The organism is Microbacterium sulfonylureivorans (assembly GCF_003999995.1).
GTDB lineage: Bacteria > Actinomycetota > Actinomycetes > Actinomycetales > Microbacteriaceae > Microbacterium > Microbacterium sulfonylureivorans.
Genome location: NZ_RJAD01000001.1, coordinates 1,264,802 through 1,290,479, shown reverse-complemented (window position 1 = coordinate 1,290,479; position 25,678 = coordinate 1,264,802). Strand labels below are relative to the sequence as shown.

Genomic DNA, 25,678 nt, shown 5'->3' with positions numbered 1-25,678 from the left:
GTCTAGGAAGTCGCCGGCGTTCTCCCCGAACCTCCGTCATACGGAGATGCGCGGTGCGGTCAGGCCGTGGCGGAGGTGAGGTCGCGCACGACCCCCGCGGCCGCCATCTGACCGGCCGCGATCGCCGCGGCGAGCGAGACCATCGGGCCGGCGGCCGCCGCCGTGTGGGCCATGTCGCCCGCGGCGTAGACGCCGGGCACCGAGGTGGCGCCGACCAGATCGACCTCGACGGCGCCGCTCGGCAGCATCCGGCACCCGAGTCGTTCGGCGAAGGGCGCCCGCTGGCTCGGCGTCGGAGCCACGAAGAGGCCGGCCACGGACCGGGCAGTGCCGTCGCGGGTCTCGATGCGAAGACCTTCGGCCTCGGCGACGATGCGTTCGATCGACCCCGGTGGGATCACCACGACCTCCGACGCCAACGGCGCCAGCATCCGCCGGATCATCTCGGCGTGCTCGCCGTCGAGCGCCACCGCGACCGCCCGCCCGGCGAACTCGTGGCCGTGGCAGAAAGGACATTGCGCGACGCGCCGACCCCACTCGGCCGCGAGTCCGGGAATCGGCGGCAGCTCGTCGCGGACCCCGGTCGCGAGCACCACGCGAGCGGCCCGCACGACCTCCCCGTCCGCGAGGGCGATCGTGAACCCGCCGTCGGCGGCGACCACGCTCTCCACCGCGGCATCGCGCACCTCGACCGTCGGGTACGCGACGAGCTCCGTCCGAGCGCGGGCGCGCAGCTCGGCGGGTGCGACGCCGTCGTTCGCCAGCAGATTGTGGGCATGCTCGACGGTGCCGTTGCGGTACTCGCCGGAATCGACGAGCAGCGTTCGCCGATGCATCCGTCCCAGTGTCAGCGCGGCCTGCAGACCCGCGGGTCCGCCCCCGATCACGATCGCTTCGTACACGGCGCGTCCTCCTTCTTGCTTGTGTTCTCCTCGATCCTGTGACTTCATGTCGACATGAAGTCAAGTCGCCTTCCGATCGGGGATGCCGCCAATCGGTTCGGGCTCGCCACGCACGTGCTTCGCCATTGGGAGGACGTCGGTCTGCTGCATCCGGAGCGCGATAGCTCCGGCCGCCGGCTCTTCTCCGACGACGATCTCGTCCGCGTCGGGGTGATCGTGCGGAGCAAGGCGGCGGGGATGAGCCTCGAGCAGATCGGCGTCCTGCTCGACGAGCAGGCGCCCGAGCGTCACCGTGTGCTCGCGGAGCACCTGGCCGACCTCGCCCGGCGGATGGCGGACATGGAGCAGTCGAGACGCATGACCGAGCACGCGCTCCGCTGCCGTTCGCACGACATCACGACGTGCCCGCGCTTCCGCGCCATCATGGACGAGGTCGTCGCCGGCACGGGTCGGTGGCGGGATGCCGAACCGCCTGTGGACGGGGAGGCGTCGTCCACCGATCCGCCCGTCGCCGGCCGGGGTCCGGCATCCGCTGGCTAACATGAATCGGTGACCACGCCGCCGCTGTCCGCCGAGCAGGAGTCCCTGTTCCGGCTCATCGAGGACACGCGGGAGCACGTTTTCGTCACCGGCCGCGCCGGCACGGGCAAATCGACCCTGCTGCAGCACCTCGCCTGGCACACCAGCAAGTCGATCGCGGTGTGCGCTCCCACCGGGGTCGCCGCGCTCAACGTCGAAGGACAGACGATCCACTCGCTGTTCCGTCTGCCGATCGGGCTGATCGCGAACGGCGAGATCGACCAGTCCGATGCCGCGCGCAAGATCCTCAACGCCATCGACACCCTCGTGATCGATGAGATCTCCATGGTCAACGCCGACCTCATGGACGCCATCGACCGGTCGCTCCGGCAGGCGCGCGGTCGCCGCGCCGAGCCGTTCGGCGGGGTCCAGATCGTGATGTTCGGCGATCCGTACCAGCTCGCCCCGGTGCCGCCGCGCGGCGACGAGCTGCGCTACATCCGCGACCACTACCGCTCATTCTGGTTCTTCGACGCGAAGGTGTGGGTCGGCGAGACCGCGAGCGACGGCATCATCGACATCGGCTCCTACGGCGCCGACCTGCACATTCGCGAGCTCGTCGACATCCATCGTCAGTCCGACCCGGCGTTCAAGGCGATGCTCAACGCCGTGCGGTACGGCAGGGTGACGGCCGACATCGCGCAGATCCTCAACGACACCGGTGCGCGCACGCCTCCCGACCCGGCCGACGGCGAGCATCCGATCATCACGCTCGCGACGCGCAACGACATCGTCAACGGCATCAACCGCCGCCATCTCACTGAGCTCATCGGCCGCGAGCAGACCGCGACCGCCGAGATCAACGGCGACTTCGGGCGAGGGGATGCCTCGTACCCCGCCGACGTCGACCTCAAGCTCAAGGTCGGGGCACAGGTCATGTTCCTGCGCAACGACACCCAGTCCTTCGGCGAGCCGCCGCGCTGGGTCAACGGGACGATCGGCACGGTCACGCGCATCGCCGGCGGCACGGTGAGGGTCGACGTCGAGGGCGAGGAGTTCGATGTCGAGCCGGCGGTGTGGGAGAGGTTCCGCTACGCCTACGACGCCGGATCGAAGTCGCTCTCGCGCGAGATCGTGGCCGAGTTCACCCAGTTCCCGCTGCGCCTGGCGTGGGCGGTCACGATCCACAAGTCGCAGGGCAAGACGTACGACAGGGCGATCGTCGACCTCGGGTCGGGCGCGTTCGCACCCGGACAGACGTATGTCGCGCTGTCACGGTTGACGTCGCTCGACGGGCTCTACCTCTCACGGCCGCTCCGGCCGAGCGACATACGCGTCGACCCCGACGTGCAGCGGTTCATGGCCGGGGTGCGCGCGCAGGCGCAGGCGCAGACTCAGGCGACCTGAGCGGCCTTCGCCTGGGCCAGGTCGTCGAACAGCTCCGTGTTGAACCGATACGCGAGCAGCACCTCGTCGATCACCCGCTCCTGCTCCGCGGCATCCCATGGTGCCGCGTCGAGCTGGTCGCGGTAGACGTCCTTGAACGCCCGCGGATCGGCGATGTCCTCGAAGAGGTAGAAGCCGATGCCGTTGGTCTCGAAGCCGAATCGGCGCGCCATGAGCCGGCCGATGAACTGGCCGCCGGACAGGTCTCCGAGGTAGCGGGTGTAGTGATGGGCGACGAATCCGCCCGGCCACGTCGCGCCCACCTCGTTGATGCGGTCGACATACCGCTGCGTGGTCGGCAGCGGTGTGATCGCCGACTTCCAGTCCGGGCCGACGAGGAACTCGAGGTCGGCCTCGAGCGCGGGCAGGCGCGTCAGCTTGTCGCTGATGAAGACCGATGCGACGGGATCGCTGCGCATCTGGCCTGCGGTGCGCTCGAGCGCCTCGTAGATGAACCAGTGCTGGGCGACGAGCGCGACGTAGTCATCGCGCGTGCCCTCCCCCGTCATGAGGTCGGCCATGAAGCCGGCGTGCTCACTGGACGAGTGGGCACGGCTGGATCGCTCCCGCAGGGCGGCGGAGAACGGGATCGGGTCGCTCATGGGCCCATTGTAAGAGATTTAGGGTCGCCTAACCTATCCCCATTTCGAACTAGGCGTGCGGACGCGGTTCGATGCCGAGGCGCCGGCACGCCTCGTCGTAGAGGGCGACGATCTCACGCCGCACCTCCGGGCGCTCGGTGATGGGCCCGCCGGGCCACGCTGCGGCGATGTCCGCGGTCGTGCCGTCGGCGAGAGTCGCCCGCCACGTGCCGCCGTCGCCGTCGAATCCGGTCATGACGGCGTCCACCACGTCGAACCCGACGCCGAATGCCCGGGCGATCAGGACGTTGTCATCCCCGTGGTCGCCGTTCATGTGGCCGAGCACGCCGGCCAGAGCGGAGTCGTCGAAGTGGTGCGTCATCGTTCCAGCCTAGGCAGTGAGGTGGGTCTCCCACGGCCGGGTGTGTTTGAATCTATGGACGATCATCGGGGGGTGAGCATGCGGGCCCAACCCAGGAAGCGGCGAGCCGTCGCTGCGCTGTCGGCCGCCCTGATGTTCGCGCTCGCCGTCACCGGCTGTTCGGCGGAGCGCCAGGTCGATCTCGGGGCATCCCCGCAGGAGGACGTCGCGCTCGCCGACGGCTCGATCGAACAGCTGCAGGATGCCGTGTCCAACGCGATTCGCGCGACGGGCTCGTCCGGCGCCATCGTGGGCGTGTGGGTGCCGTGGGCGGGCAGCTGGGTCGCCGGCATGGGGACGCAGGGTCCCGGCGACGACGCCGAAGTGACCGCGGACATGCAGTTCCCCGCCGGTCGCATCGCCCGCGCGATGACCTGCGACGTCCTCTACGCCGCCGCCGCCGAGGGCAAGGTCAAACTCGACGATGCCGTGACCACCTGGGTGGCGAGCGTTCCGGCCCTCACCGACATCACTCTCGAGCAGCTGTGCGACGGCACATCGGGCATCGGGGCGTACGGTCCGCATCTCACTCCGCTCTTCCTGGCCAACCCGTCCCGCACCTGGACCCCTCGCGAGCTCGCCAGCTTCGGACTGGGTGAGCCGCGAACCACCGAGCCGGGCGCGGCGTACCGCGACTCCGATGCCGGGTATGTGCTGCTCGGCCTCGCGCTCGAGCGCGCGCTGGGCATGTCCGCCGCCGAGCTCATCGACGAATATGTCGCCGGACCGCTCGATCTCGAGTCGACCCGCCTCGGGGCGCCCGCATCCGAGTCCGTCCTGCAGGGGCTCTTCGCACGTCCCGCCAAGGGTGGGAAGCGCGACTGCGTCGATCCCGTCATCGCCACCGATGTCTCACCGAGCGTGGGCTACACCGACAGTGGCGTATCGAGCGACATCGACGACCTGGGCCGCTACGCGCGCGCCCTCGCCACCGGCGCGCTGCAGCCCGAGAACGACGACCGGTTCTCCGATCCCCTCCCCGCGACGGCGAGCGCGCCATCGTGGTACACGACGGCGGGCGGGGCCGTGCTGGCCGGGTCGCTCATCGGACAGTTCGGGACGGCCCCCGGCTACACGAGCGCGGCGTTCTCCGACCCCGAGACCGGATTGACGATCGCCGTCGTGCTCAACAACTCGTCCGGCGGTGCGGGCTTCGGCGCGTATCTCGCGTGGGAGCTTGCGGCGATCGCCTCGAAGGTGCCCGCCTCCGAGGGGAAGACCGCGCCCGAGGCCGGACTGCCGTGGACCGCAGAGCAGTACCACACGGCGATCAGCAACGCGGCTGTCTGCGCGGCGCCGCCGGAGTGAGTTCGTGACGACCCGCGCGGGCACGACGCCGGCGGTGCTGCTCGTCGTGGTCGGCCTCGCGTGCCAGGAAGTGGGCGCCTCGCTGGCCGTCCTGCTCTTCCCCACGGTCGGCCCGCTCGGCATGGTGATGCTGAGGCTGGTGTTCTCGGCCGTGCTGCTGCTGCTCATCGCCCGTCCGGCGATCCGCGGCCACTCGCGCTCGGACTGGACGGGAGTCGTCTGGTTCGGTGTCGTGCTCGCCACGATGAACGCCCTCTTCTACCTGGCCCTCGAGCGCCTTCCGCTCGGGGTCACCGTGACGATCGAGGTCCTGGGGCCCCTGGCGCTGTCGATCGTCGCCGCCCGGCGCGCATCGGCGTGGCTCTGGGCCCTGCTCGCCCTCGTCGGCGTGGTCTCGCTCGGAGGCGGCGGCTGGGACCGGCTCGACCCCCTCGGTGTGGTGTTCGCCCTCGGAGCGGCGGCGAGCTGGGCGTTCTACATCCTCGCCTCGGCCCGCGTGGGGCGCGCGTTCCCCAAGCTCGACGGACTCGCTCTCGCGATGACCGTCGGGGCGGTGATCGCGCTGCCCTTCGGCATCGCCGATGCCGGTACGGCGCTCCTGCGGCTGGAGATCGTGGCGCTGGGCGCGGCGGTGGCGGTCCTGTCATCCACCATCCCGTACGCACTCGAGCTCGTCGCCCTCCGGCGCCTGCCCGCGGCGGTCTTCGCGATCCTCATGAGCCTCGCCCCGGCAACCGCCGCGATCGCCGGATTCGTCTTCCTCGGTCAGCACCTCACGTGGCCGGAGATCGTCGGCATCTGCCTCGTGATCGCCGCGAGCATCGGCGCCGTGCTGTCGTCGGCGCGCGCCGCTCGCGAGGCGGCCGAGCCGCTCGCCTGACCGGGTCGCCGATGTAGCGGCTGGTTGGTACATGTGTGTATCGTCTGAGTGACACAAATGGGAGGCCCGACGATGGTGTGGTTCTACGCTCAGATGTTCGGCTGGCTACTGCTCGGGGTCGTGCTCGGAGTCACCTGGAGGCTCGCGCGTGGCCGGAGGTACGCGTTGGCGGGAGGGGTCGTGGCCGCTTGCACGGGGCTCGCTGTCGTCCCTGTGATCCTGGTCGAGGTGCTCCCGGATCTGTTGCTCATGGCTCCGATCAATCAATCACCGACGGCAGTGGTGTGGTACTTGGATAACCGCTACCTGCTGACGATCCTCGCGGGAATCCTCGGAGTGGCGTTGCTCGCCCTCCCGGTGCGCCGACGCTCAAGCGGAGGATCCGCCGACCTCGCTCCACGGTCGCTCGGAACTTTCACGGACTCACGGCGCTTCATCGCGCCGATCATCTTCATCGCGATCATCCTCATCATCACGCTCACCACCGGCGCGCTCTCCGAGGCCGATCCCCAGACGGGACGCTACGACCAGATCATGGTCGACGGCGGCGTGATGGCGATCGGCACCACGATCTACGGCTGGTTCTACTCGGTCCCCGCGCTGATCGCCCTCTTCGGACTGATCGCGGTCGCCGCCATCGTCCTCAGTCTGATCGCCCGTCCCGCGTTCATGGAGGATCGTGAGACGGACGTGCGCATTCGCTGGATCCGCTCACGAAACGTGGTGACGGCTGTCACGGCGACGCTGGTTCTTCATCTCGGCATGCTGTTCACCTCCCTGTCCGCCACCGCCTCGGTCACCGGGACGTTCGCCACCCCGGATGGGCAGGTCTCGATGTGGAGCCCGATCGCGGCCTTCGGGCCGGTCTTCACCATCGCCGCATACTTCTCCGGGATCGCTGGTGTCGCCCTTTGGACCACCGTCGCGCTCACCGCGATCCCTGCACGCCGACCGGCACTCGTCGCGGTGCCGACATGATCATCCGACTGTCCGGCTCCGCCCCGCCGACGGAACAGATCCGCGATCAGATCCGCGGTCTCATCGCCTCGGGTCACCTCGCCTCCCCGGACAGACTGCCGTCGGTGCGGCAGCTTGCGAGCGACCTCGGTGTCGCCCCGGGAACTGTCGCGAAGGCGTACCGCGCTCTGGAGGCCGACGGCCTGCTGGTCACACGGACAGGTGCCGGGACGCGAGTCAGTCCGGACGCGTCCACCACGCCCCGGAGCGTTCTCGATGCCGCGCGCGCCCTCAGTCGCACGAGCATCGCCGCGAATGTCGACCTCGACGCCGCGATCCAGGTCCTCCGAGCGATCTGGCCCGCAGACGCACGGCAACATGAGGACCCGTCAACCGCAGGGCGCGCGAGCTTGACGAAGGAAGACACCAGAGGGGATGACGGGAATCGAACCCGCGCTATCAGCTTGGGAAGCTGAAGTTCTGCCATTGAACTACATCCCCGGCAGGCCTTTCGGCGTCTGGACAGGATAACAGAGCGGATGCCGCGACCCGAAGCCGCGGCATCCCTCACCGCCGCTAGGCTGGCCTCGTGCTGCTCTCCGACCGCGACATCCGTCAAGAGATCGACGCGGGCAGGATCGGGCTCGATCCGTGGCAGGCCGAGATGGTGCAGCCCTCGAGCGTCGATGTCCGGCTCGACCGCTACTTCCGGCTGTTCGACAACCACAAGTACCCCTTCATCGACCCGGCGCAGGATCAGCCGGAGCTCACGCGTCTGATCGAGGTCGCCCCCGATGAGCCGTTCGTGCTGCACCCGGGCGAGTTCGCGCTCGGATCGACGTTCGAGCTCGTGTCGCTGCCCGACGACGTGGCCGCACGGCTCGAGGGCAAGTCGTCCCTCGGCCGGCTCGGCCTGCTGACCCACTCGACGGCGGGCTTCATCGATCCGGGCTTCTCGGGGCACGTGACCCTCGAGCTGTCGAACGTCGCGACGCTGCCGATCACGCTGTGGCCCGGGATGAAGATCGGACAGCTCTGCTTCTTCCGGCTGTCGTCGCCTGCCGAGAACCCCTACGGCTCGGGGCCCTACGGCAATCGCTACCAGGGGCAGCGGGGGCCGACGGCATCCCGTTCGTTCCAGAACTTCCACCGCACGGATGTCGGATCGTCCGACGCAGGATCGCTCGGCGGCTGAATCGCCGACGGACGCGGGCGCAAGATCGGGGTGGGCCGGCCACGAGTGCCCGGCACCACCCCGATGGCGGCCCCAGCGCCATCGGGCGCGAGTCAACCTTCCGATCGAACCGCCCCAGTACGCGGCCCGTGTCCCCACACGATGCGGCCGCGATCGAACCCGAAGGCTACTGCATTTTGCAGTATAGGGTTCTGAGGCCGCCGCGTCGATGATTTTCTGTCCTCGAGTCGCCCGGCAAGGAGTCCGCCCCGCTGGTGATCACCCTGACGAAGCCGCAGCTGCTCGCGGTGCTCGCCCAGGGACCCGACGCGGTGGAGCATTCGGGCGACGTGAGCCAGTTCACGACGCTGATCGGACTGCTCGACACCGTCGCTCACCGGTTCCCGATCGTCACGCCCTGACTCGGCGGCCGGAGGCGCAGGTTCAGACGCCGATCACAAGAGCGAGCGAGGTGTCGCCGCACGCCAGAACGGCGGCTCCGCTGCGCAGCATCACAGGGCTCTCGCCTGCGTTCCGGACCGCCTCGATGAGCCCCTCCCCTCGCAGGATCGCTCCGGGCTCGCGGCGTGCGTCCGTCGAGGTGACGACGCGGCCGGATGCATTCACGAGAGTCGCCGGCGTCCCGCCGGACCGCATCGCGGGCAGCAGCTCGCGCTCGAGGCGATCGACCAGGGCGTCGGCGCCGACGACACCCACCATGGCGCCCTGGACCATCACGGGAGTGGTGATCGTCACGGTGTAGTCGTCGGTGCACACGTAGTCCACATACGGCCCGGTGAGGTGCCGACTGCCCGTCTGGGCGGGTACGCGCCACCATTCGAGCCCGGTGTAGTCGCGGAACTGCTCGTGCGAGGGATCGTCGATCGTCGCGAGCCGTCGGACGGCGCGTTCGACGCCGGATCCGCCCAGCCACCACGCCAGGTGCCACTCCGCGTCGCGGAGGGTGCCCGGGGTCGCGACGAAGCCCGCGCCGGTGAGCAGCGTGCCACCGGAGACGGCGGGAACGGCGAAGGACTCGACGAGCGGATCGACGGTGGCCGCGGCAAGGGCTCCATCCTGTGACAGGCCGTGTTCGAGCACGGCGCGCCACCCGTCGATCATGGCGAAGATGTCGTCGATCGTCGCCGCGACGTGGCCGGCGACCTCCGTGGGGGGCCGGATGGCGATGCTGCTCATGGGCTTGCCTTCGGTGAAGGGGGCGACTCGTCCTGCGTGAGCGCCTCGGCACGGGATCGCTCATCGACGAGCCATTCGAAAGCGCCGTCCACATGGGCGATCGTCGCGGTGCGAGCGGCGTCGGGGTCGGCGTTCCGGATCGCGTCGATGACCCTCGTGCGTGCGAGGGCGCTGCGGTCACGGTACTCCTGTTCGCGCAGGCACATCCACAGCAGTGGGCCCGCCTCGCTCTGGAGGCGCATCTCCTCACGCACGAGCCGCGGCGACTGACTGATCGCGGCGACCTCGAGCTGGAACCGGCTCACTGCCCGCCGCGAGCCGCCGGCCGACACGAGATCGGCGGCGGCGGAGATGCGCGACAGGCTCTCGATGTCGTCGTCGCTGGCGCGATTCGCCGCGGTCTCGGCGGCCGTTCCCGCGATCGCGGACACGTGGAGTGCGAGGTCCCGCAGTTCGATGCGGCTCGTGTCGCGCAGCCGCCGATCGCCCGCGCGAGCAGCGGATTCTCGATCGAAGACCACGAAGCTGCCGCCGTCGCGTCCGCGCCTCGTGCGGACGAATCCCTTGTCACGCATGCCCTCGAGGGCCTCTCGAGCCGTCACCAGTGCGACGCCGAGGCTGCGGGACAGGTCGGACTCGCTGGGCAGCCGCTCGCCGTCGTGCAGGACGCCGCTGACGATCGCGTCGGTGAGTCGCTGCTCCACCAGCTCGGCTCGACCGGCGCCCTCGAGGGGCGCGAACACGACGGCACGGGCGGCGTCGAGCCGACCTGTCGCATGCGGCATCCGGCGCTCCTTCCCGGCGCGGCGCGCCCGTCCGCGCCGACCGTGACAAGACCGTAACACGAGCCACGATCTTTTGACATATGGATCCATATGATTTAGTTGCATCGACATCGAAGGAGAGGTCAATGACCGAACCGCAGCCGGCTATCCGCCTGACCGGGCTCACCAAGGAGTTCGGGAGCGTGACCGCCGTGGACCACGTGGATCTCGAGATCGCTGCGGGGGAGTTCTTCTCCATGCTCGGCCCGTCGGGGTCGGGGAAGACCACCGTCCTGAGGCTCATCGCGGGGTTCGATCAGCCCACGTCCGGGTCGATCGAGCTGTTCGGCCAGGATGTGACGAAGAAGGCGCCGTTCGACCGCGACGTGAACACCGTCTTCCAGGACTACGCGCTCTTCCCGCACATGAGCGTGCTCGACAACGTCGCATACGGGCTGCGCGTGCGTGGAGTGAGGCGAGCCGAGCGACGGAACCTCGCGATGGACGCCCTCGGATCCGTCAGGCTTCAGCAGATGGCCGACCGCAAGCCCTCGCAGCTGTCGGGCGGCCAGCGGCAGCGCGTCGCCCTCGCACGCGCGACCGTCGTGCAGCCCAAGGTGCTTCTGCTCGATGAGCCGCTCGGAGCGCTCGACCTGAAGCTCCGAGAGCAGATGCAGGTCGAGTTGAAGCAGATCCAGCGTGACCTCGGGATCACGTTCATCTTCGTGACACACGACCAGGAGGAGGCGCTCACGCTCTCCGACCGCGTGGCCGTGTTCCATGACGGTGCGATCGAGCAGCTCGGCACACCGCGCGATCTCTACGAGCGACCCGCCTCACGGTTCGTCGCCGACTTCGTCGGCACGTCCAACCTCTTCGACCTCGAGCGGTCAGCGTCTCTCATCGGCCGTGAAGGCGAGCACTCCATCCGTCCCGAGAAGCTCACGCTGCGCTCCGAGGCTGCCGTCGGCGCCGGCGAACGTTCCGCCCCGGGCACGGTGGTCGAATCCATCTACGTCGGCAGCGGCATCCGACGCGTCATCGATCTCGACGCGGGCATGCGCGTGACGGTCCTCGAGCGCAACGACCGCAGCCGCGCCGGTGACGAGGACCGCGGTGACCGCGTCCACGTCGCGTGGCACGACGAGGACGTCGTCTCGTTGATCCCCCCCGGCACCTGAGCCGGCCGCAGACCTGGGCGCACGCCCCGGAGAACACAGCACCACAGCACCCGAGAGAGGAACACCCATGATGCACACGACACGCGCGGGGCGCATAGCCACCACCGCGCTGGCGATCGGCGCGATCGCCGTCCTGGCAGGCTGCGGCACGTCCAGCGGAGGCGGCGCTGCGCCGTCGGAAGAGGTCGACGAACTCGGCGACTACGAGGGCTCGGTCTCGATTCTGGCTTGGCCCGGCTACGTCGAGGACGGCAGCAACGACCCTGCCGTGGACTGGGTCAGCGGATTCGAGGAGGAGACCGGCTGCGAGGTGACGTCCAAGACCTACGGCACCTCCGACGAGGCCGTCAGCCTCATGAAGACCGGTGACTACGACGTCATCGCTGCGTCGGGTGACGCGACGTTGCGGCTCATCGCCGCCGGCGACGTGGCTCCGGTGAACACCGACCTCATCCCGAGCTACGAGGGGATCTACGACTTCCTCAAGGAGAAGGAGTGGAACTCGGTCGACGGCCAGTCCTACGGCGTCCCCCACGGCTACGGCGCGAACCTGCTGCTGTACAACACGGAGGTCGTCTCGCCGGCACCCACCTCGTGGGACATCGTCTTCGATGAGGCGAGCGCCTACTCAGGCAAGATCACGGCCTACGACTCGCCGATCTACATCGCCGACGCGGCGGTCTATCTCATGACGCATCAGCCCGAACTCGGCATCGAGAACCCGTATGCGCTGGACGAGACGCAGTTCCAGGCCGCAGTCGACCTGCTGAAGGCACAGCGCGAGCACGTGGGCGAATACTGGTCGGACTACCTCAAGGAGATCCAGGCCTTCGAGACGGGCGACTCGGTCGCCGGAACGACGTGGCAGGTCATCCAGAACGTCCTCGCCGGGAGCGACGCGACGACCGAGGTCGTCCTCCCCGAGGAGGGCGCGACGGGATGGTCCGACACCTGGATGATCGCCTCCGAGGCGAAGAGCCCGAACTGCGCGTACGCGTGGCTCGACTGGATTGCCAGCCCTGAGACGAACGCGCAGGCCACCGCCTACTTCGGCGAGGCGCCGTCGAGCCAGGAGGCATGCGACTACCGCGACGACTGCGCGGCGTACCACGCGGGCGATGAGGAGTACGCGTCCCAGATCTGGTACTGGACGACGCCGATCGCGGAGTGCGTCGACGGTCGCACTGACGTCGAATGCGTCGACTACTCGACCTGGACGCAGGCCTGGGCCGAGATCAAGGGCTGACGCGCCCCCCGGGGGCGGCCCCGTGCCGCCCCCGGGATTCCCCGGCGCCACATCGGAGAGAACATGACCGACACCATCCCCGCACAGCGCACACGTGCCGTGCCCGCACCTCGTGCGACGCTCGCGCGGCGTGCTTCGGCGTGGCTCAGCGCGCATCCGAGGTTCCGGCTCGCGTTCCTGCTGTCAGCGCCGCTGTTCTGGCTCGGTGTCGTCTACATCGTGGCCCTCGCCCTCCTGCTGGTGACCGCCTTCTGGAAGGTGGACAGCTTCACCGGCGAGATCATCACGGAGTGGACGCTCGACAACATCGTGACCGTGCTCACGGGCGCGCTGTACCAGACGGTCACCCTGCGCACGCTCGGCGTCGCGATCCTCGTCACGGTCATCGATGTGGCGATAGCCCTGCCCATCGCCTTCTACATGGCCAAGGTCGCCTCGCCACGGGCGCAGCGCATCCTGGTCATCGCCGTCCTCATGCCGCTGTGGGCGAGCTACCTCGTCAAGGCCTATGCGTGGCGGTCGGTTCTGTCGCAGGAGGGGATCCTCGAGTGGATCCTCGCCCCCTTCGGACTGCATACGCCCGGATACGGCCTCACCGCGACCATCATCACACTGTCGTATCTCTGGCTGCCGTATGTGATTCTGCCCATCTACGCGGGCCTGGAGCGCGTGCCCGACTCGCTTCTGGAGGCATCCGCCGACCTCGGCGGCAAGACCTGGCGGACCCTGGGAAGCGTCGTGCTTCCGCTGACGTTCCCGGCGATCATCGCCGGCACGATCTTCGCCTTCTCGCTCTCGCTCGGCGACTACATCACGGTGAACATCGTCGGCGGCGCGAACCAGATGCTCGGGAACCTCGTCTACACGAACGTCGGGGCGGCAAACAACCTGCCGCTCGCGGCAGCCATCGCGCTCATCCCCATCGTGATCATCTTCGGCTACCTCGCGCTCGTGCGTCGCACGGGTGCGCTGAACAACCTCTAGGACGACGGATGCGACTCGGAACCCTCGCGCGGACGACTCTGGCGATCGTCACGGCGATCATTCTGGCGGTGGTGTATCTGCCGCTGTTCGTCGTCTTGGTGAACTCGTTCTCGACCTCGACCTCGCTCACATGGCCACCGCCCGGATTCACGCTCGAGTGGTGGGGCAAGGCATTCCAGAGCGCGGGAGCCCTCGAGGCCGTCGCGACGAGCCTGTTCATCGCTGTTATCGCCACGGTGATCTCGCTCGTCCTCGGCACTCTGATCTCCCTGGCGCTGCAGCGATTCGAGTTCTTCGGACGCGACGCGATCTCGCTGCTGATCATCCTGCCCATCGCGCTCCCCGGCATCATCACCGGCATCGCGCTCAACAACTTCTTCCGCACCATCATGGGCGTCCCGCTGTCGATCTGGACGGTCGTCATCGCCCACGCCACGTTCTGCATCGTCACGGTCTTCAACAATGTCATCGCGCGCCTCCGACGGACGGGGACGAGCCTGGAGGAGGCATCCGCCGATCTCGGAGCGGGGGTATGGACGACGTTCCGGCTGGTCACGTTCCCGCAGCTGCGTTCGGCGCTGCTCGCCGGCGGCCTCCTCGCCTTCGCGTTGAGCTTCGACGAGATCATCGTGACGACCTTCACCGCGGGCTCGGGTGTCACCACGCTGCCGATCTTCATCCTCAACAACATGTTCCGCCCGGCGCAGGCGCCTATCGTCTCGGTGATCGCGGTCGTGCTCGTCATCGTGTCGATCGTGCCGATCTATCTGGCGCAGCGGATGTCGGGGTCCGAGCAGACGCGTCGCTGACGCATGCGGGTCGGCGCCGTCAGTGCGCGGTGCGGACGCCCACGAGGTCGTGCACGAGGACGGCGGCCGAGCGCGCGCCCTGGCCCGCGGCGACGATGAGCTGCTGCGGGCCGGGGGACGCGGCATCCCCCGCGGCGTACAGCCCGGGAACGGACGTGCGCCCCGACCGGTCGACCGCGAGGGTGCCGTCGGGCTCGCGGTCGACGTCGTGCCCCGACAGGAAGTCGAGTGCAGGCTGCCAATGCGGACGCACGAACCCGCCTTCGACCTCGATGCGCGTGCCGTCGACGAGCCGCACGGCGGCCACGGCACCGCGGTCGCCCTCAAGGTCGTCGATCGCCCGCCGTTCGACGACGATCCCGGATGCGGCGAGCTCGGCCTCCTCGACGGTGTCGACGACATCGGCCCCGTTCGTGAAGACCGTCAGGCGATCGGTCCAGCGGGCGATCAGCCGGGCGCGGATCGCGAGGTCGGGCGTCTCGCCGATGAGGGCGAGCGGGCGATCCTGAAGCTCCCACGCATCGCACGCAGCGCAGCTGAAGATCGTCATGCCGTAGAAGGCGCGCAGGCTGGGGATCGCGGGGAGCGTCTCTCGCAGGCCCGTGGCGACGAGCACGGAGCGCGCGGCCACCGCCGGAGGCGTGCGCTCGCGGGTGCCTTTGAGCGCCGCGATGAAGCGCATGCCGTTCGCGGCATCCGTGGGCAGCAGACCCGTGACGACGGCGCGATCGAGGACGTTCACGGCCGGGTAGGCGTCGAGCTCCGCCCGCGCGAGCTTGCGCAGCTCAAGGGGTGACACCCCGTCCCGCGTCAGGAAGCCGTGGGAGCGGAGGGTCGCGGCGTTGCGCGGGCGACCTGCGTCGACCACGACCACCGATGCGCGGGCGCGGCCGAGGTTCAGCGCGGCGGACAGACCCGCCGGACCTCCTCCGACGACCACCACGTCGACCTCGACCGAAGGGCCGACAGGGTTGTATGCCGATTCACTCATGTCCTGCTCCCTCCGGAGGAAGAGCCGCGATGACCGGGTGATCCTTGTGGATCACCCCGATCTTGGCCGCACCGCCGGGCGAGCCGATGTCGTCGAAGAACTCGACGTTGGCCTTGTAGTAGTCCTGCCACTCGTCGGGCAGGTCGTCTTCGTAGTAGATCGCCTCGACCGGGCAGACGGGCTCGCAGGCGCCGCAGTCGACGCACTCGTCCGGATGGATGTACAGCGACCGGTCGCCCTCGTAGATGCAGTCGACCGGGCACTCGTCGATGCAGGCACGGTCCTTGACATCCACGCACGGCAGCGCGATGACGTACGTCACGATCGGATCAGCGCCCCGGACCGCGAGATGTCGACCTGCTCGTCGCGGGGGACGACCTTGACGCGCTCGCGGGTGTGCCGGTGAGTCGCGCCGAGCTCGCGCTCGTGCGCGTCGAGGGCGAGCCATCCGTCCCACGTCGTGTACGCGACCTCGCGCGCGTCGAGGAGCTCGAGCACGTCATCGTCGACCACGGGTGCCGAGAGCCGACCTCCGGCGGCATCGGCCACGAGATGGGCGATCGTCTCCATCGCGTCGGACTTCGTGTGACCGATGAGTCCGACCGGTCCGCGCTTGATCCAGCCGGTCGCATAGAGCCCGGCGACGGGGGAGGAGGCATCCTGCACCCGTCCTTCGATGTTCGGGATGACGCCGCGCGCGTCGTCGAACGGCGCGTCCACCACGGGCGTGCCGTAGTACCCGACCGCGCGGTACACCTGCTGGACGGGCACCTCGCGGATCTCGCCGGTGCCGCGGACGGCGCTGCCCTCGCCGGTGGGCTCGGTGCGCTCGAAGCGGAGACCCTCCACCCGATCGGTGCCCAGCACCTCGAGGGGCGAGTGGTAGAAGTGCAGGTGCAGCCGGCGGCTCGCGCCGGTCGACTCGCGGGCGCGCCAGCTCTCGAGGATGCGCAGCATGACCTTCAGCTGGTTGGTGGCCGGCGTCATGCCCTCGAGGTGCGCGAAGTCCTCGTCGTGGACCACGATGTCGACGTTCGGCACCTCGCCGAGCTCGCGCAGCTCGATCGGGGTGAACTTGATGTCGGCCGGACCGCGCCGTCCGAACACGTGCACGTCGGTGACGACGGATGCCTCGAGTCCGGCCAGCACGTTGTCGGCGATCTCGGTCGAGCGCAGGTCGACCGGGTGCTTGGCGAGGATGCGGGCGACGTCGAGGGCGACGTTGCCGTTGCCGATGACGGCGACCTCGGCGGCGTCGAGCGTCCAGTCGCCCGGAACGTCGGGGTGGCCGTCGAACCACGCGACGAAGTCGGCGGCCCCGTACGAGCCCGGAAGGTCGATGCCGGGGATGTCGAGGGCCGCGTCGCGGATGGCTCCGGTGGCCAGGATGACGGCGTCGTAGCGCTCGTGCAGCTCGTCGAGCGCGATGTCGCGGCCGACCTCGACGTTGCCGACGAAGCGGATCGTGCCGACGTCGAGCATCTCGTGCAGCGACGTCACGATGCCCTTGATGCGCGGGTGATCGGGAGCGACACCGTAGCGGATGAGCCCGTACGGGGCGGGCAGCGACTCGAACAGGTCGATCGCGACCCGGCCGCCGGCATCCTGGACGGAGTTGGCGAGGATGTTGCCGGCGTAGATGCCGGCGGGGCCGGCGCCGACGATCGCGACGCGGAGGTTGTCGAGGGTCGAAGAGGTCACGGGGCGGGGGCCTTTCCGGTGGCGTCCCCGCGTGGTGCGAGGGGGGCGAGGGGGTCGAAAGACGACAGATCGGTCGTGGCGATCTCGTCGGGGGCATAGGGGCTGAGGCGCACGACGTCGCCGACGACGACGACGGCGGGGGAGCGCACGCCGCGGAGCGCGGCCTGCTGTGCGATGGTCGCAAGGGTGCCGACGGTGACCCGCTGGCCGGGGCCGAAGCCGTCCTCGACGATCGCGACGGGGCAGTCGGCGCCGCGATCGCCGCGGGCGAGGATGAGAGCGGAGTTCGCGAGGGTGCCGACTCCCATGAGCAGGACGACGGTGTGGTCGCTACCGCCGCCGAGCTCGCGGATCTGGTCGTGCCCGGTCGCGACGGTGAAGGCGGTCGCGACGCCGCGGTGGGTGAGCGGGATGCCGGCGATCGCGGGCACCGAGATGGCGCTGGTGATCCCCGGCACGACCTCGACCTCGACCCCGGCCTCCTGGCACGCGGCGAGCTCCTCCCCGCCACGGCCGAAGACGTACGGGTCGCCGCCCTTGAGCCGGACGACGGTCTTCCCATCCCGGGCGAGCTGCACGAGGAGGGCGTTGATGGCGTCCTGAGGGACGGCGTGGTGGCCCGGGAGCTTGCCGACGTCGACGACGTCGGCGGTGAGCTCGACGCCGTCGGCTGCCAGCCCGTCGAGCACGCCGCGTGCGCCGAGGCGGTCCGCCACGATGACGTGCGCGCGCTCGAGGGCGCGCAGGCCCTTCACCGTCAGCAGCCCGGCGTCGCCCGGCCCGGCTCCGACGAGCCACACCTTGCCGGCGGCGGTCATCGCGCACCTGCCGTGACGAGGAGGCCTCGGCGGCGCAGCATCCGTCGCTCCAGCGGCCCGAAGAAGACGAGCTCGATGAGGACGCCGATCACCAGGATCACGATGATCGTGCCGAGCACACCGGCCAGGTCGGCGAGCTCACGGGACTGCTGCAGCATCGAGCCGAGGCCGAAGCCGATCGTGCCGCCCGTCGCGATGATCTCAGCCGCCATGAGCGAGCGCCACGAGAAGGCCCAGCCCTGCTTGAGCCCGGCCAGGTAGCCGGGGAGCGCGGCGGGGAGGATCACCACCGTCGCCAGCTGCCAGCGCGATGCACCGAGCACCGTCCCGACGCGGCGCAGCTGCGGCGGCACCTGGTCGACGCCGGCGATGAGACCGTTGACGATCGACGGGATCGCGCCCATCAGGATCACGAAGTAGACCGTGGCATCGGAGAGTCCGAACCAGATGATCGCCGCGGGAACCCACGCGACGGACGGGAGCACCTGGAGTCCCGAGATGATCGGGCCGACCGCGCGGCGGATCGGACGCACCTCGGCGAGCAGCAGGCCGATGGGCGTCCCGACCGCGATGGCGATGAGGAATCCGACGATGCCGCGCTCGAGGCTCGTCGCGACGGCCTCCTGCAGGCGACCCGAGTCCCACGCGGCGCCGAGGGCGTTCGCAACGGCCAGCGGGCTCGGCACCTTGTCGGGGCGCGGCTCGGCGATCACGACGTACAGCTGCCAGACGACGAGCAGAAGGAGCACGAACACGATCGGCGGCACGACACTCTCGGCGAAGCGCCGCCAACGGCTCGGCGCCTGCTCGGCGTCGGTCTGAAGGCGGTCGAGTCCGGCGGCGAGGCTGCGGAGGTCGTCGGAGGCGGATGCCTCGGCCCCGGTGGCGGTGCCCACGAGGGCGGTGGTGTCACGCGGCATTTCGGCGGATCTCCTTCCGCAGCTGGTCGGTGATCTCGACGGAGAGCGCCGCCACCTCGGGCGACTCGATGCGACGCCCGACCGTCTGCGAGATGCGCCATTCGCCGGCCACGCGCCCCGGGCGGCTCGAGAGGAGCACGACGCGCTGGCCGAGTCGCGCCGCCTCCCGGACGTTGTGGGTGACGAACACGATGGTGCGGCCGGTGGCCCGCCAGACCCGCTCGAGCTCCTCGTGGAGCAGGTCGCGGGTGATCGCGTCGAGGGCGGCGAACGGCTCGTCCATGAGGAGGACGGGGCGGTCCTGGGCGAGTGCCCGGGCGAGCGCGACGCGCTGGCGCATGCCGCCCGAGAGCTCGTGCGGGCGTTTCTCCGCGGCATCCGCGAGGTTCACCGTGTCGAGCAGCGCGAGCGCCTTCTCCTTGCGCTGGCCGCGAGGGACGCCGCGCAGGCGCAGCGCCAGCTCGACGTTGCGACGCGCCGTGAGCCAGGGCATGAGCGCCGACTCCTGGAACATGACGGCCGAGCCCGCGGTCGGCGTCTCGATGTGCCCGGCAGTGGGACGGTCGAGACCCGCGATGAGGTTCAGCAGCGTCGACTTGCCGCACCCCGACGCGCCCAGCAGGCACACGAACTCGCCCGGCGCGATGTCGAGCGCGACGTCGTCGAGCACGAGCGGTCCGCCGCCGAACCGCTTGGACACCCCGTCGATCCGCACTGCGGGCGCGGGCGCGGGGGCGGGGGCGGGGACCGGCGCGACCCCGTCGAAGCTCGGCCCGAGGTGGTTGGGCGCGGCGGGGAGCGGTGCCGCGTCGCCGACGGGCGGCGACGTGACACCGGATGCCCTCCGTGCTGCGGTCACGGCGAGTCCTCTCCGAGCCCCGCCGCCGACACCGGCTGCGCACCGGATGCCTCGAGCAGTCCGTTCAGCAAGCGCAGGTCGAACAGCCCGTCGATCGAGCCCTCCTTCTGCGTGCCGGCGTCGAGGCCGTCCGCGACGAGGGTCTCGAAGGTGTCTGCGTGCGGGTCGACCGAGAACGTGACGTGCTGGAGGGCCCGCTCGATCACCGCGTCGCTGAGCGGCTTGCCGGTCTCGGCCTCGATGGCCGCGTTGATGACGCCGGGCGCCTCCGTGGGGTTGTCTTCGATCCACTGGACCGCGGCGGCATGGCCCTCCAGCAGCTGCTCGACGACGTCGGGGTGCTCCTCGAGGAACTCCGCGCGGACGAGGAGCACCGTCGTCGGGAACTCGCCGTCGGGCCACAGGTTCGCCTCGTCGACGAGCACCTCAGCGCCCTCGTCGATGACGAGGCGCGACACCCACGGCTCGGGGAGCCAGGCGCCGTCGACCGCGCCCTGCTGGAAGAGCGTCAGCGTCTGGGCGTTCTCGGTCGGCGTGACCGAGACGTCGCCGCCGCCCGAGGTGTCGGTCTCATACCCCTGATCGGCGAGGTAGACGCGGAGCGCGACATCCTGCGTGTTGCCCAGCTGCGGCGAGGCGAGCGTCGTTCCGGCCAGGTCGTCCGGGCTGTCGATGCCGGGCCGGACCACCAGCGCGGCGCCGCCGGTGGCCGCACCCGCGACGATGCGCGCCGACGCACCGCCGGACTGGATGAACGTGTTGATCGACGGGTTCGGGCCGATGTACGTCGCGTCGATCGCCCCGGCCGTGAGCGCCTCGATCGCGGCCGGACCGGCGTTGAAGACCGACGTGGTCACATCGATGTCGCCGAGCGCGTCCTCGAAGAGGCCTTCCTCCAGTCCCACGAGCGCGGGGGCGTGGGTGACGTTCGCGAAGTAGCCGAGGCGCAGTTCGGTCACCTCTTCGGCCGCGGGGCTGCTGCCCGCCGCGGAGGCGCAGCCGGCCATCATCGCGGCCACAAGCCCAAATGTGGTGAGCGTTGTCGCGGTGCGGATGGTGTTCACGGTTCGCCTCCTTCGTGGCAGTGCGGGATGGGTGATGTGCGCGGTCAGACGCGCGCGATGCCGGCGGCCAGCGTGGCGCCGTCGGACGGGTGGATGACGAGGAACGAGCCCCCGTGCCGGCTCGTGCCGTACGGCTCGAGCGGAAGATCGGCGGCCAGGCGCAGCCGCACGCGGCCGATGTCGTTGGTCTGCAGCGTCTGCGCCGGCTCGTGCGTCAGCGCGTCGAGGTCGTAGCGCGACTCGATCTGCGCGACGACCGCCTGCGTCGTGGTGGTGCCGTGCTTGACGAGCACCCGGACCCCCGGCGTGAGGGGACGCGCGTCGAGCTGGAACAGCTCGGCGTCGACCTCTCGGCGCGCGGCGGGGAGGGTTCCTTCGGCCACCACGAGCGCGCCCCGGGCGGTGTCGAGGTCGTCGGCGAACTCCAGTGACACCGACTCGGGTGCGGCGGCCGCGTCGACCGACGCACCCGCTGAGCGGATGCCGGTGACCGTCGTCGCGATGCCGGACGGGAAGATCTCGACCCGGTCTCCGACCCGGACGGTCCCCGACGAGATGCGTCCGGCGACGGCGCGGTAGTCGCGCAGGCGCTCGGCCGCGGCCGGGTCGGCGGCGACGTCGGGGGCGAGCCCGCCCTGCGGGCGGAGCACGAGCTGGACGGGAAGGCGAAGCGGCTCCAGCGCCAGCTCGAGCTCGTCGGCCGCGGGGAGGGTCTCGAGCAGCTCGAGGAGGGCCGGGCCGTCGTACCAGGGGGTGCGCCCGGACCGCTCGACGATGTTGTCGCCCTCGAGGGCCGACACCGGGAGCACGTGCAGGTCTGCGATTCCGAGGTCGGCGGCGACGGATCGCGCCTGCTCGGCGACGGCGGCGAAGGCATCCTGCGAGAAGCCGACGAGATCGATCTTGTTCACCGCGACGATGACGTGCGGCACGCGCAGCAGCGCCACCACGGCGAGGTGGCGGCGGGTCTGCTCGAGCACGCCCTTTCGGCCGTCGACCAGGACGATCACGGCGTCGGCCGTCGTCGCGCCGGTGACCATGTTGCGCGTGTACTGCACGTGGCCAGGGCAGTCGGCCAGGATGAACGACCGCGAACCCGTCGAGAAGTACCGGTAGGCGACATCGATCGTGATGCCCTGCTCCCGCTCGGCGCGGAGCCCGTCGGTGAGGAGGGCGAAGTCGAACTCGCCGTGTGCGAAGCCGCGCTCGGCGGACGTGCGCGCGACCTGCTCGAGCTGGTCGGCGAGGATCGCCTTCGAGTCGTGCAGCAGCCGGCCGACGAGGGTGGACTTGCCGTCGTCGACGGAGCCCGCGGTGGCGAAGCGGAACAGCGTTCCCTCGGACGTCAGCGTCGCGGTCATCAGAAGTACCCGTCCTTCTTGCGGTCCTCCATGGCGGCCTCGGAGAGGCGGTCGTCGGCGCGCGTGGCGCCGCGCTCGGTGAGCGTGGAGACGGCGACCTCGGCGACGATCGCGGCGAGGTCGGAGGCATCCGAGTCGACTGCTCCGGTGCAGCTCATATCGCCGACCGTGCGGTAGCGCACCGTCCGCACCTCGACGGTCTCGTCCGCGCGGGGCGGGGAGAACTCACCCACCGGACGCCACATGCCGTCGCGGGCATAGACCTCGCGCTCGTGGGCGAAGTACAGCGGCGGGAGGGGAATGCCCTCGCGCTCGATGTAGCGCCAGACGTCGAGCTCGGTCCAGTTCGAGATGGGGAACGCCCGCACATGCTGCCCAGGAGTGTGCCGGCCGTTGTACAGGCTCCACAGCTCGGGGCGCTGGTTGCGCGGATCCCACTGCCCGAACTCGTCGCGCAGCGAGATGATGCGCTCCTTGGCCCGGGCCTTGTCCTCGTCGCGCCGCGCTCCGCCGAAGACGGCGTCGTGCCGGCCGGCGGCGATGGCGTCGAGCAGGGGGAGCGTCTGCAGCGGGTTGCGCGTGCCGTCGGCGCGCTCCTGCAGCCGGCCGTCGTCGATGTAGTCCTGCACCCGGGCGACCTCGAGTCGCACGCCGAGGCGGGCGACCGTCTCGTCGCGGAAGGCCAGCACCTCGGGGAAGTTGTGGCCGGTGTCGACGTGCAGCACCGGGAACGGGACGCGCCCCGGCGCGAACGCCTTGGTGGCGAGGTGCAGCACGACGACGGAGTCCTTGCCGCCGGAGAACAGCAGCACCGGGCGCTCGAACTCGGCGACGACCTCGCGGATCACGTGGATGGCCTCGGCCTCCAGGAGGTCGAGGGTGTCGAGGCGCGTCGCGGGACGCGCGATCGTGTCGGTCATACGTGGAGCCCGCATTCCGTCTTCGAGAGGCCGGCCCAGCGGCCGGACCGGGGGTCTTCGCCGGCGGCGACCGGCTTGGTGCACGGCTCGCAGCCGATCGAGGGGTATCCGTTCGAGACGAGGATGTTCACCGGCACCTGGTGGTCGCCGGCGTAGTCGAGCAGGTCGTCGAACGTCCAGGCCGCGACGGGGTTGACCTTGACCAGGCCGTTGCGCTCGTCCCACTGCACGAGCGGGGTGTTCGCACGCGTGGGTGCCTCCTCGCGGCGCACGCCCGTGAACCACACCTCGTAGCCGCCGAGTGCGTTCTTCAGGGGAGCGACCTTGCGTCTCTCGCAGCAGAGGGCAGGGTCGCGGTCGTGCAGCTTCGCGCCGAACTGGGCGTCCTGCTGGGCGACCGTCTGCTCCGGAAGCACGTCGACGATGCGGACGTCGAGCACCCGCCCGACCTCGTCGCGCGTGAACCGGGTCTCGGCGAAGTGGTAGCCCGTGTCGAGGAACAGCACGTCGACGCCGGGCAGCTGCTCGGCGACGAGGTGGGGGAGCGCGGCGTCGGCCATCGAGCAGGCGACGGCCGCGGCATCCGCTCCGAAGTTGCGTGCGACCCACGCGACGACCTCGGCGGGGGATGCCTCGCCCTCGGCCAGGCTCCGCAGCTCCGCCTCGCCCTGCTCGGCGATGGCACGGAGCTCGTCGTGCGAGCGCTTCACCGCGATGCGCGGCGCGAGGGAGACGGTCATTGCAGGACCTCCTCGTCGGCACGGTGGGCCCATTGGGCGAAAGTCTCGTCGGCGGCGGCGTCCCGGTCCGCGAGGAACCGCTTGACCACGCGGTCGACGTAGTCGGCGATGCCGTCGGCGGCGACCTTCAGTCCCCGCACGGTGCGGCCGAGGCCTGCCTCGTCGCGATCGGCGCCGACGAGTCCGCCGCCGAGGTGCACCTGGTAGCCCGGCACCTGCTCGCCGTCGATCGTGACGAGCTGCCCCTTGAGTCCGATGTCGGCGGTCTGGATGCGCGCGCACGAGTTGGGGCAGCCGTTGACGTGGAGCGAGATCGGATGCGGCAGCTCGAACTGCTCGAGACGCTTCTCGAGGTCGAGCACGGCCGCCGTCGCGTACGCCTTCGTCTCGACGATCGCGAGCTTGCAGAACTCGATTCCGGTGCAGGCGATGGTGCCGCGGCGGATCAGGCTGGGGCGGGCCGACAGGCCGAGCTCGTCGAGCCCCGCGATGAGCGACTCCACCCGGTCCTCCGGGATGTCGAGGATCACGAGCTTCTGGTGCGGCGTCGTGCGCAGGCGCGTCGAGCCGTGCGCCTCGATCAGGTCGGCCAGCTTCGCCAGGGTCGGGCCCGACACGCGGCCGACGATCGGCGTGACGCCGACGTAGAACCGGCCGTCCTTCTGGCGGTGGACGCCGACGTGGTCGCCGTGGGCGAGTGGCTTCGGCGCGGCCGGGCCGTCGGGGAGCGCATAGCCGAGGTACTCGTCCTGGAGCACCTGGCGGAACTTCTCGGTGCCCCACTCGGCGAGCAGGAACTTCAGCCGGGCCTTGTTGCGGAGGCGTCGGTAGCCGTAGTCGCGGAAGATCTGCGCGACGCCGTGCCAGGCATCCGCCACCCGCTCCGGCGAGACGAACACGCCGAGGCGCTCCGCGAGACGCGGCGTGGTGGAGAGGCCGCCGCCGACCCACAGGTCGTAGCCGATGCCGAGCTCCGGGTGGTCGACCGCGACGAAGGCGACGTCGTTGATCTCGTGGACGACGTCCTGGCTGGGGTGCCCCGTGACGGCCGACTTGAACTTGCGCGGGAGGTTCGCGAGCGACTCGTCGCCGATGAAGCGAGACGTGATCTCGTCGATCTGCGGCGTCGGGTCGATGAGCTCGTCGGCGGCGATGCCGGCGACGGGCGAGCCGAGCACCACTCGGGGCACGTCGCCGCACGCCTCCGTGGTGCCGAGCCCGACGGCTTCGAGGCGCCGCCAGATCTCGGGCATCGACTCCACCTCGATCCAGTGCAGCTGGATGTTCTGGCGATCGGTCAGGTCGGCGGTGTCGCGGCCGAACTCCTGCGAGATGCCGGCGACGACGCGCAGCTGCTCCGTCGTGAGCTGGCCCCCGTCGATGCGGACGCGCAGCATGAAGAACGCGTCCTCGAGCTCGTGGGGCTCGAGGGTCGCCGTACGGCCGCCGTCGATGCCGGGCTTGCGCTGCGTGTAGAGGCCCCACACGCGGAAGCGGCCGTGCAGGTCGGTCGGGTCGATCGAGGCGAACCCGCCCTTCGAGTAGATGTTCTCGATGCGCTCGCGGACGGCGAGGCCGTTGTCGACCTGCTTCCACTCCTCGTTGCCGTTCAGGGGAGCGGTGCCGTCGATCTTCCACTGCCCGTTGGGCTTGGTCGACGGGCGCGGCGGACGCGCGCGGGCGCCCTCAGGGCGCGTGTCGGCATGCCGCGGGTTCGGGGTGGAACCCCGGTCGGGCTGCGGCGCGCCTGCGCGCGTGTCGGTGTCGCTGATGCTCACGGTGGCCTCCGGATGACCCCGGGCGTCCCCGGGGCGGACTCTATCGAGCCCATGCCGCGAGAGTAGAAGCGGCTTCAGCGACGACCTATCCGGGCGTCAACCTGCGTCACCGTGCGTAACGGTGCGACACACAGTTGCACCGGCCCGGGTTGTCGGG

At 70.1% G+C, this 25,678-nt stretch carries 27 protein-coding genes, 1 tRNA gene and 1 pseudogene; 12 read left to right on the top strand and 17 right to left on the bottom strand.

Features of this window, described 5'->3' with window-relative positions; all coding sequences use genetic code 11:
• Positions 1–59: 59 nt before the first annotated feature.
• A complete protein-coding gene (locus tag EER34_RS05715) occupies positions 60–902 on the bottom strand; it encodes an NAD(P)/FAD-dependent oxidoreductase (RefSeq protein WP_127473554.1) in 843 nt (280 codons plus the stop codon).
• Positions 903–956: 54 nt separating this feature from the next.
• Here EER34_RS05715 and EER34_RS05710 point away from each other — a divergent pair, with 54 nt between their 5' ends.
• Together EER34_RS05710 and EER34_RS05705 are read left to right on the top strand one after the other, a co-directional pair.
• The gene (locus EER34_RS05710; protein WP_127473553.1) at positions 957–1,442 is read left to right on the top strand and encodes a MerR family transcriptional regulator; all 486 of its coding nucleotides are present in this window, start codon (positions 957–959) and stop codon (positions 1,440–1,442) included.
• A gap of 9 nt (positions 1,443–1,451) precedes the next feature.
• Entirely contained in the window at positions 1,452–2,828 is a 1,377-nt protein-coding gene (locus EER34_RS05705) for an ATP-dependent DNA helicase (protein WP_127473552.1), read from the top strand.
• On the opposite strand, the gene EER34_RS05700 is transcribed toward EER34_RS05705, so the two are convergent.
• Both EER34_RS05700 and EER34_RS05695 read right to left on the bottom strand, forming a co-directional pair.
• Positions 2,816–3,469 (bottom strand): biliverdin-producing heme oxygenase, encoded by a 654-nt coding sequence (locus EER34_RS05700; protein WP_127473551.1) that lies wholly within the window; start codon positions 3,467–3,469, stop codon positions 2,816–2,818. The two genes, EER34_RS05705 and EER34_RS05700, sit on opposite strands and share 13 nt — an antisense overlap.
• Positions 3,470–3,518: 49 nt before the next feature.
• Positions 3,519–3,830 carry a DUF2470 domain-containing protein gene (locus EER34_RS05695; RefSeq protein WP_127473550.1) on the bottom strand — a complete coding sequence of 104 codons (312 nt, stop codon included), beginning with the start codon at positions 3,828–3,830 and terminating at the stop codon, positions 3,519–3,521.
• Between the two features lie 78 nt (positions 3,831–3,908).
• On the opposite strand from EER34_RS05695, the gene EER34_RS05690 reads away from it, so the two are divergent.
• From EER34_RS05690 to EER34_RS05675, 4 genes are all read left to right on the top strand, one after another.
• Positions 3,909–5,177, top strand: a complete 1,269-nt coding sequence (locus EER34_RS05690) for a serine hydrolase domain-containing protein (RefSeq protein WP_127474310.1) — start codon at positions 3,909–3,911, stop codon at positions 5,175–5,177.
• Between the two features lie 4 nt (positions 5,178–5,181).
• Positions 5,182–6,057, top strand: coding sequence for an EamA family transporter (locus tag EER34_RS05685; protein ID WP_127473549.1), 876 nt, complete (start codon positions 5,182–5,184; stop codon positions 6,055–6,057).
• 72 nt (positions 6,058–6,129) lie between these two features.
• Complete coding sequence (locus tag EER34_RS05680; protein WP_127473548.1) at positions 6,130–7,035, top strand: hypothetical protein; 906 nt, start codon at positions 6,130–6,132, stop codon at positions 7,033–7,035.
• Positions 7,032–7,490 carry a GntR family transcriptional regulator gene (locus EER34_RS05675; RefSeq protein WP_127474309.1) on the top strand — a complete coding sequence of 153 codons (459 nt, stop codon included), beginning with the start codon at positions 7,032–7,034 and terminating at the stop codon, positions 7,488–7,490. Before EER34_RS05680 ends, EER34_RS05675 begins: the two co-directional genes overlap by 4 nt.
• Here the strand turns inward: EER34_RS05675 and EER34_RS05670 are convergent.
• Positions 7,445–7,515, bottom strand: a tRNA-Gly gene (locus EER34_RS05670). The two genes, EER34_RS05675 and EER34_RS05670, sit on opposite strands and share 46 nt — an antisense overlap.
• 88 nt (positions 7,516–7,603) lie before the next feature.
• Here EER34_RS05670 and dcd point away from each other — a divergent pair.
• Both dcd and EER34_RS05660 read left to right on the top strand, forming a co-directional pair.
• Positions 7,604–8,209: a dCTP deaminase gene (gene dcd, locus EER34_RS05665; RefSeq protein ID WP_127473547.1), complete on the top strand. Its 606-nt coding sequence runs from the start codon at positions 7,604–7,606 to the stop codon at positions 8,207–8,209.
• Between the two features lie 248 nt (positions 8,210–8,457).
• Positions 8,458–8,610 (top strand): annotated as a pseudogene (locus tag EER34_RS05660) (alkyl sulfatase C-terminal domain-containing protein); the annotation flags it as partial.
• Positions 8,611–8,632: 22 nt separating this feature from the next.
• On the opposite strand, the gene EER34_RS05655 reads toward EER34_RS05660, so the two are convergent.
• Both EER34_RS05655 and EER34_RS05650 read right to left on the bottom strand, forming a co-directional pair.
• Positions 8,633–9,385, bottom strand: coding sequence for a cache domain-containing protein (locus tag EER34_RS05655; protein ID WP_127473545.1), 753 nt, complete (start codon positions 9,383–9,385; stop codon positions 8,633–8,635).
• Positions 9,382–10,170, bottom strand: coding sequence for a FadR/GntR family transcriptional regulator (locus EER34_RS05650; protein WP_164743460.1), 789 nt, complete (start codon positions 10,168–10,170; stop codon positions 9,382–9,384). Before EER34_RS05650 ends, EER34_RS05655 begins: the two co-directional genes overlap by 4 nt.
• A 125-nt stretch (positions 10,171–10,295) precedes the next feature.
• Here EER34_RS05650 and EER34_RS05645 point away from each other — a divergent pair, with 125 nt between their 5' ends.
• The 4 genes from EER34_RS05645 to EER34_RS05630 all read left to right on the top strand — a co-directional run bounded on the left by EER34_RS05645 (position 10,296) and on the right by EER34_RS05630 (position 14,369).
• Positions 10,296–11,330 carry an ABC transporter ATP-binding protein gene (locus EER34_RS05645; RefSeq protein WP_127473543.1) on the top strand — a complete coding sequence of 345 codons (1,035 nt, stop codon included), beginning with the start codon at positions 10,296–10,298 and terminating at the stop codon, positions 11,328–11,330.
• 67 nt (positions 11,331–11,397) lie between these two features.
• Positions 11,398–12,576, top strand: coding sequence for an ABC transporter substrate-binding protein (locus tag EER34_RS05640; RefSeq protein WP_127473542.1), 1,179 nt, complete (start codon positions 11,398–11,400; stop codon positions 12,574–12,576).
• A gap of 63 nt (positions 12,577–12,639) precedes the next feature.
• Entirely contained in the window at positions 12,640–13,560 is a 921-nt protein-coding gene (locus EER34_RS05635) for an ABC transporter permease (protein WP_127473541.1), read from the top strand.
• An 8-nt stretch (positions 13,561–13,568) separates the two neighbouring features.
• Positions 13,569–14,369 (top strand): ABC transporter permease, encoded by an 801-nt coding sequence (locus tag EER34_RS05630; RefSeq protein ID WP_127473540.1) that lies wholly within the window; start codon positions 13,569–13,571, stop codon positions 14,367–14,369.
• A gap of 19 nt (positions 14,370–14,388) precedes the next feature.
• On the opposite strand, the gene EER34_RS05625 is transcribed toward EER34_RS05630, so the two are convergent.
• The 11 genes from EER34_RS05625 to EER34_RS05575 all read right to left on the bottom strand — a co-directional run bounded on the left by EER34_RS05625 (position 14,389) and on the right by EER34_RS05575 (position 25,521).
• Positions 14,389–15,360 carry an NAD(P)/FAD-dependent oxidoreductase gene (locus EER34_RS05625; protein WP_127473539.1) on the bottom strand — a complete coding sequence of 324 codons (972 nt, stop codon included), beginning with the start codon at positions 15,358–15,360 and terminating at the stop codon, positions 14,389–14,391.
• Positions 15,353–15,682 (bottom strand): ferredoxin, encoded by a 330-nt coding sequence (gene fdxA, locus EER34_RS05620; RefSeq protein WP_127473538.1) that lies wholly within the window; start codon positions 15,680–15,682, stop codon positions 15,353–15,355. The genes EER34_RS05625 and fdxA overlap by 8 nt, the downstream gene beginning before the upstream one ends.
• The gene (locus EER34_RS05615; RefSeq protein WP_127473537.1) at positions 15,679–17,061 is read right to left on the bottom strand and encodes an FAD-dependent oxidoreductase; all 1,383 of its coding nucleotides are present in this window, start codon (positions 17,059–17,061) and stop codon (positions 15,679–15,681) included. Before EER34_RS05615 ends, fdxA begins: the two co-directional genes overlap by 4 nt.
• Positions 17,058–17,879 (bottom strand): uroporphyrinogen-III C-methyltransferase, encoded by an 822-nt coding sequence (cobA, locus tag EER34_RS05610; protein WP_127473536.1) that lies wholly within the window; start codon positions 17,877–17,879, stop codon positions 17,058–17,060. The genes EER34_RS05615 and cobA overlap by 4 nt, the downstream gene beginning before the upstream one ends.
• Complete coding sequence (locus EER34_RS05605) at positions 17,876–18,799, bottom strand: ABC transporter permease (protein WP_127473535.1); 924 nt, start codon at positions 18,797–18,799, stop codon at positions 17,876–17,878. The genes cobA and EER34_RS05605 overlap by 4 nt, the downstream gene beginning before the upstream one ends.
• Positions 18,789–19,514, bottom strand: a complete 726-nt coding sequence (locus tag EER34_RS05600) for an ABC transporter ATP-binding protein (protein WP_205791520.1) — start codon at positions 19,512–19,514, stop codon at positions 18,789–18,791. Before EER34_RS05600 ends, EER34_RS05605 begins: the two co-directional genes overlap by 11 nt.
• Positions 19,515–19,654: 140 nt before the next feature.
• Positions 19,655–20,722 carry an ABC transporter substrate-binding protein gene (locus EER34_RS05595; protein ID WP_127473533.1) on the bottom strand — a complete coding sequence of 356 codons (1,068 nt, stop codon included), beginning with the start codon at positions 20,720–20,722 and terminating at the stop codon, positions 19,655–19,657.
• A gap of 44 nt (positions 20,723–20,766) precedes the next feature.
• Entirely contained in the window at positions 20,767–22,083 is a 1,317-nt protein-coding gene (locus EER34_RS05590; RefSeq protein ID WP_127473532.1) for a sulfate adenylyltransferase subunit 1, read from the bottom strand.
• Entirely contained in the window at positions 22,083–23,003 is a 921-nt protein-coding gene (gene cysD, locus EER34_RS05585; protein ID WP_240642145.1) for a sulfate adenylyltransferase subunit CysD, read from the bottom strand. The genes EER34_RS05590 and cysD overlap by 1 nt, the downstream gene beginning before the upstream one ends.
• Positions 23,000–23,743: a phosphoadenylyl-sulfate reductase gene (locus tag EER34_RS05580; protein WP_127473530.1), complete on the bottom strand. Its 744-nt coding sequence runs from the start codon at positions 23,741–23,743 to the stop codon at positions 23,000–23,002. The genes cysD and EER34_RS05580 overlap by 4 nt, the downstream gene beginning before the upstream one ends.
• On the bottom strand, positions 23,740–25,521 hold the full coding sequence (locus EER34_RS05575) for a nitrite/sulfite reductase (RefSeq protein ID WP_240642144.1): 1,782 nt from the start codon (positions 25,519–25,521) through the stop codon (positions 23,740–23,742). The genes EER34_RS05580 and EER34_RS05575 overlap by 4 nt, the downstream gene beginning before the upstream one ends.
• Positions 25,522–25,678 lie beyond the last annotated feature (157 nt).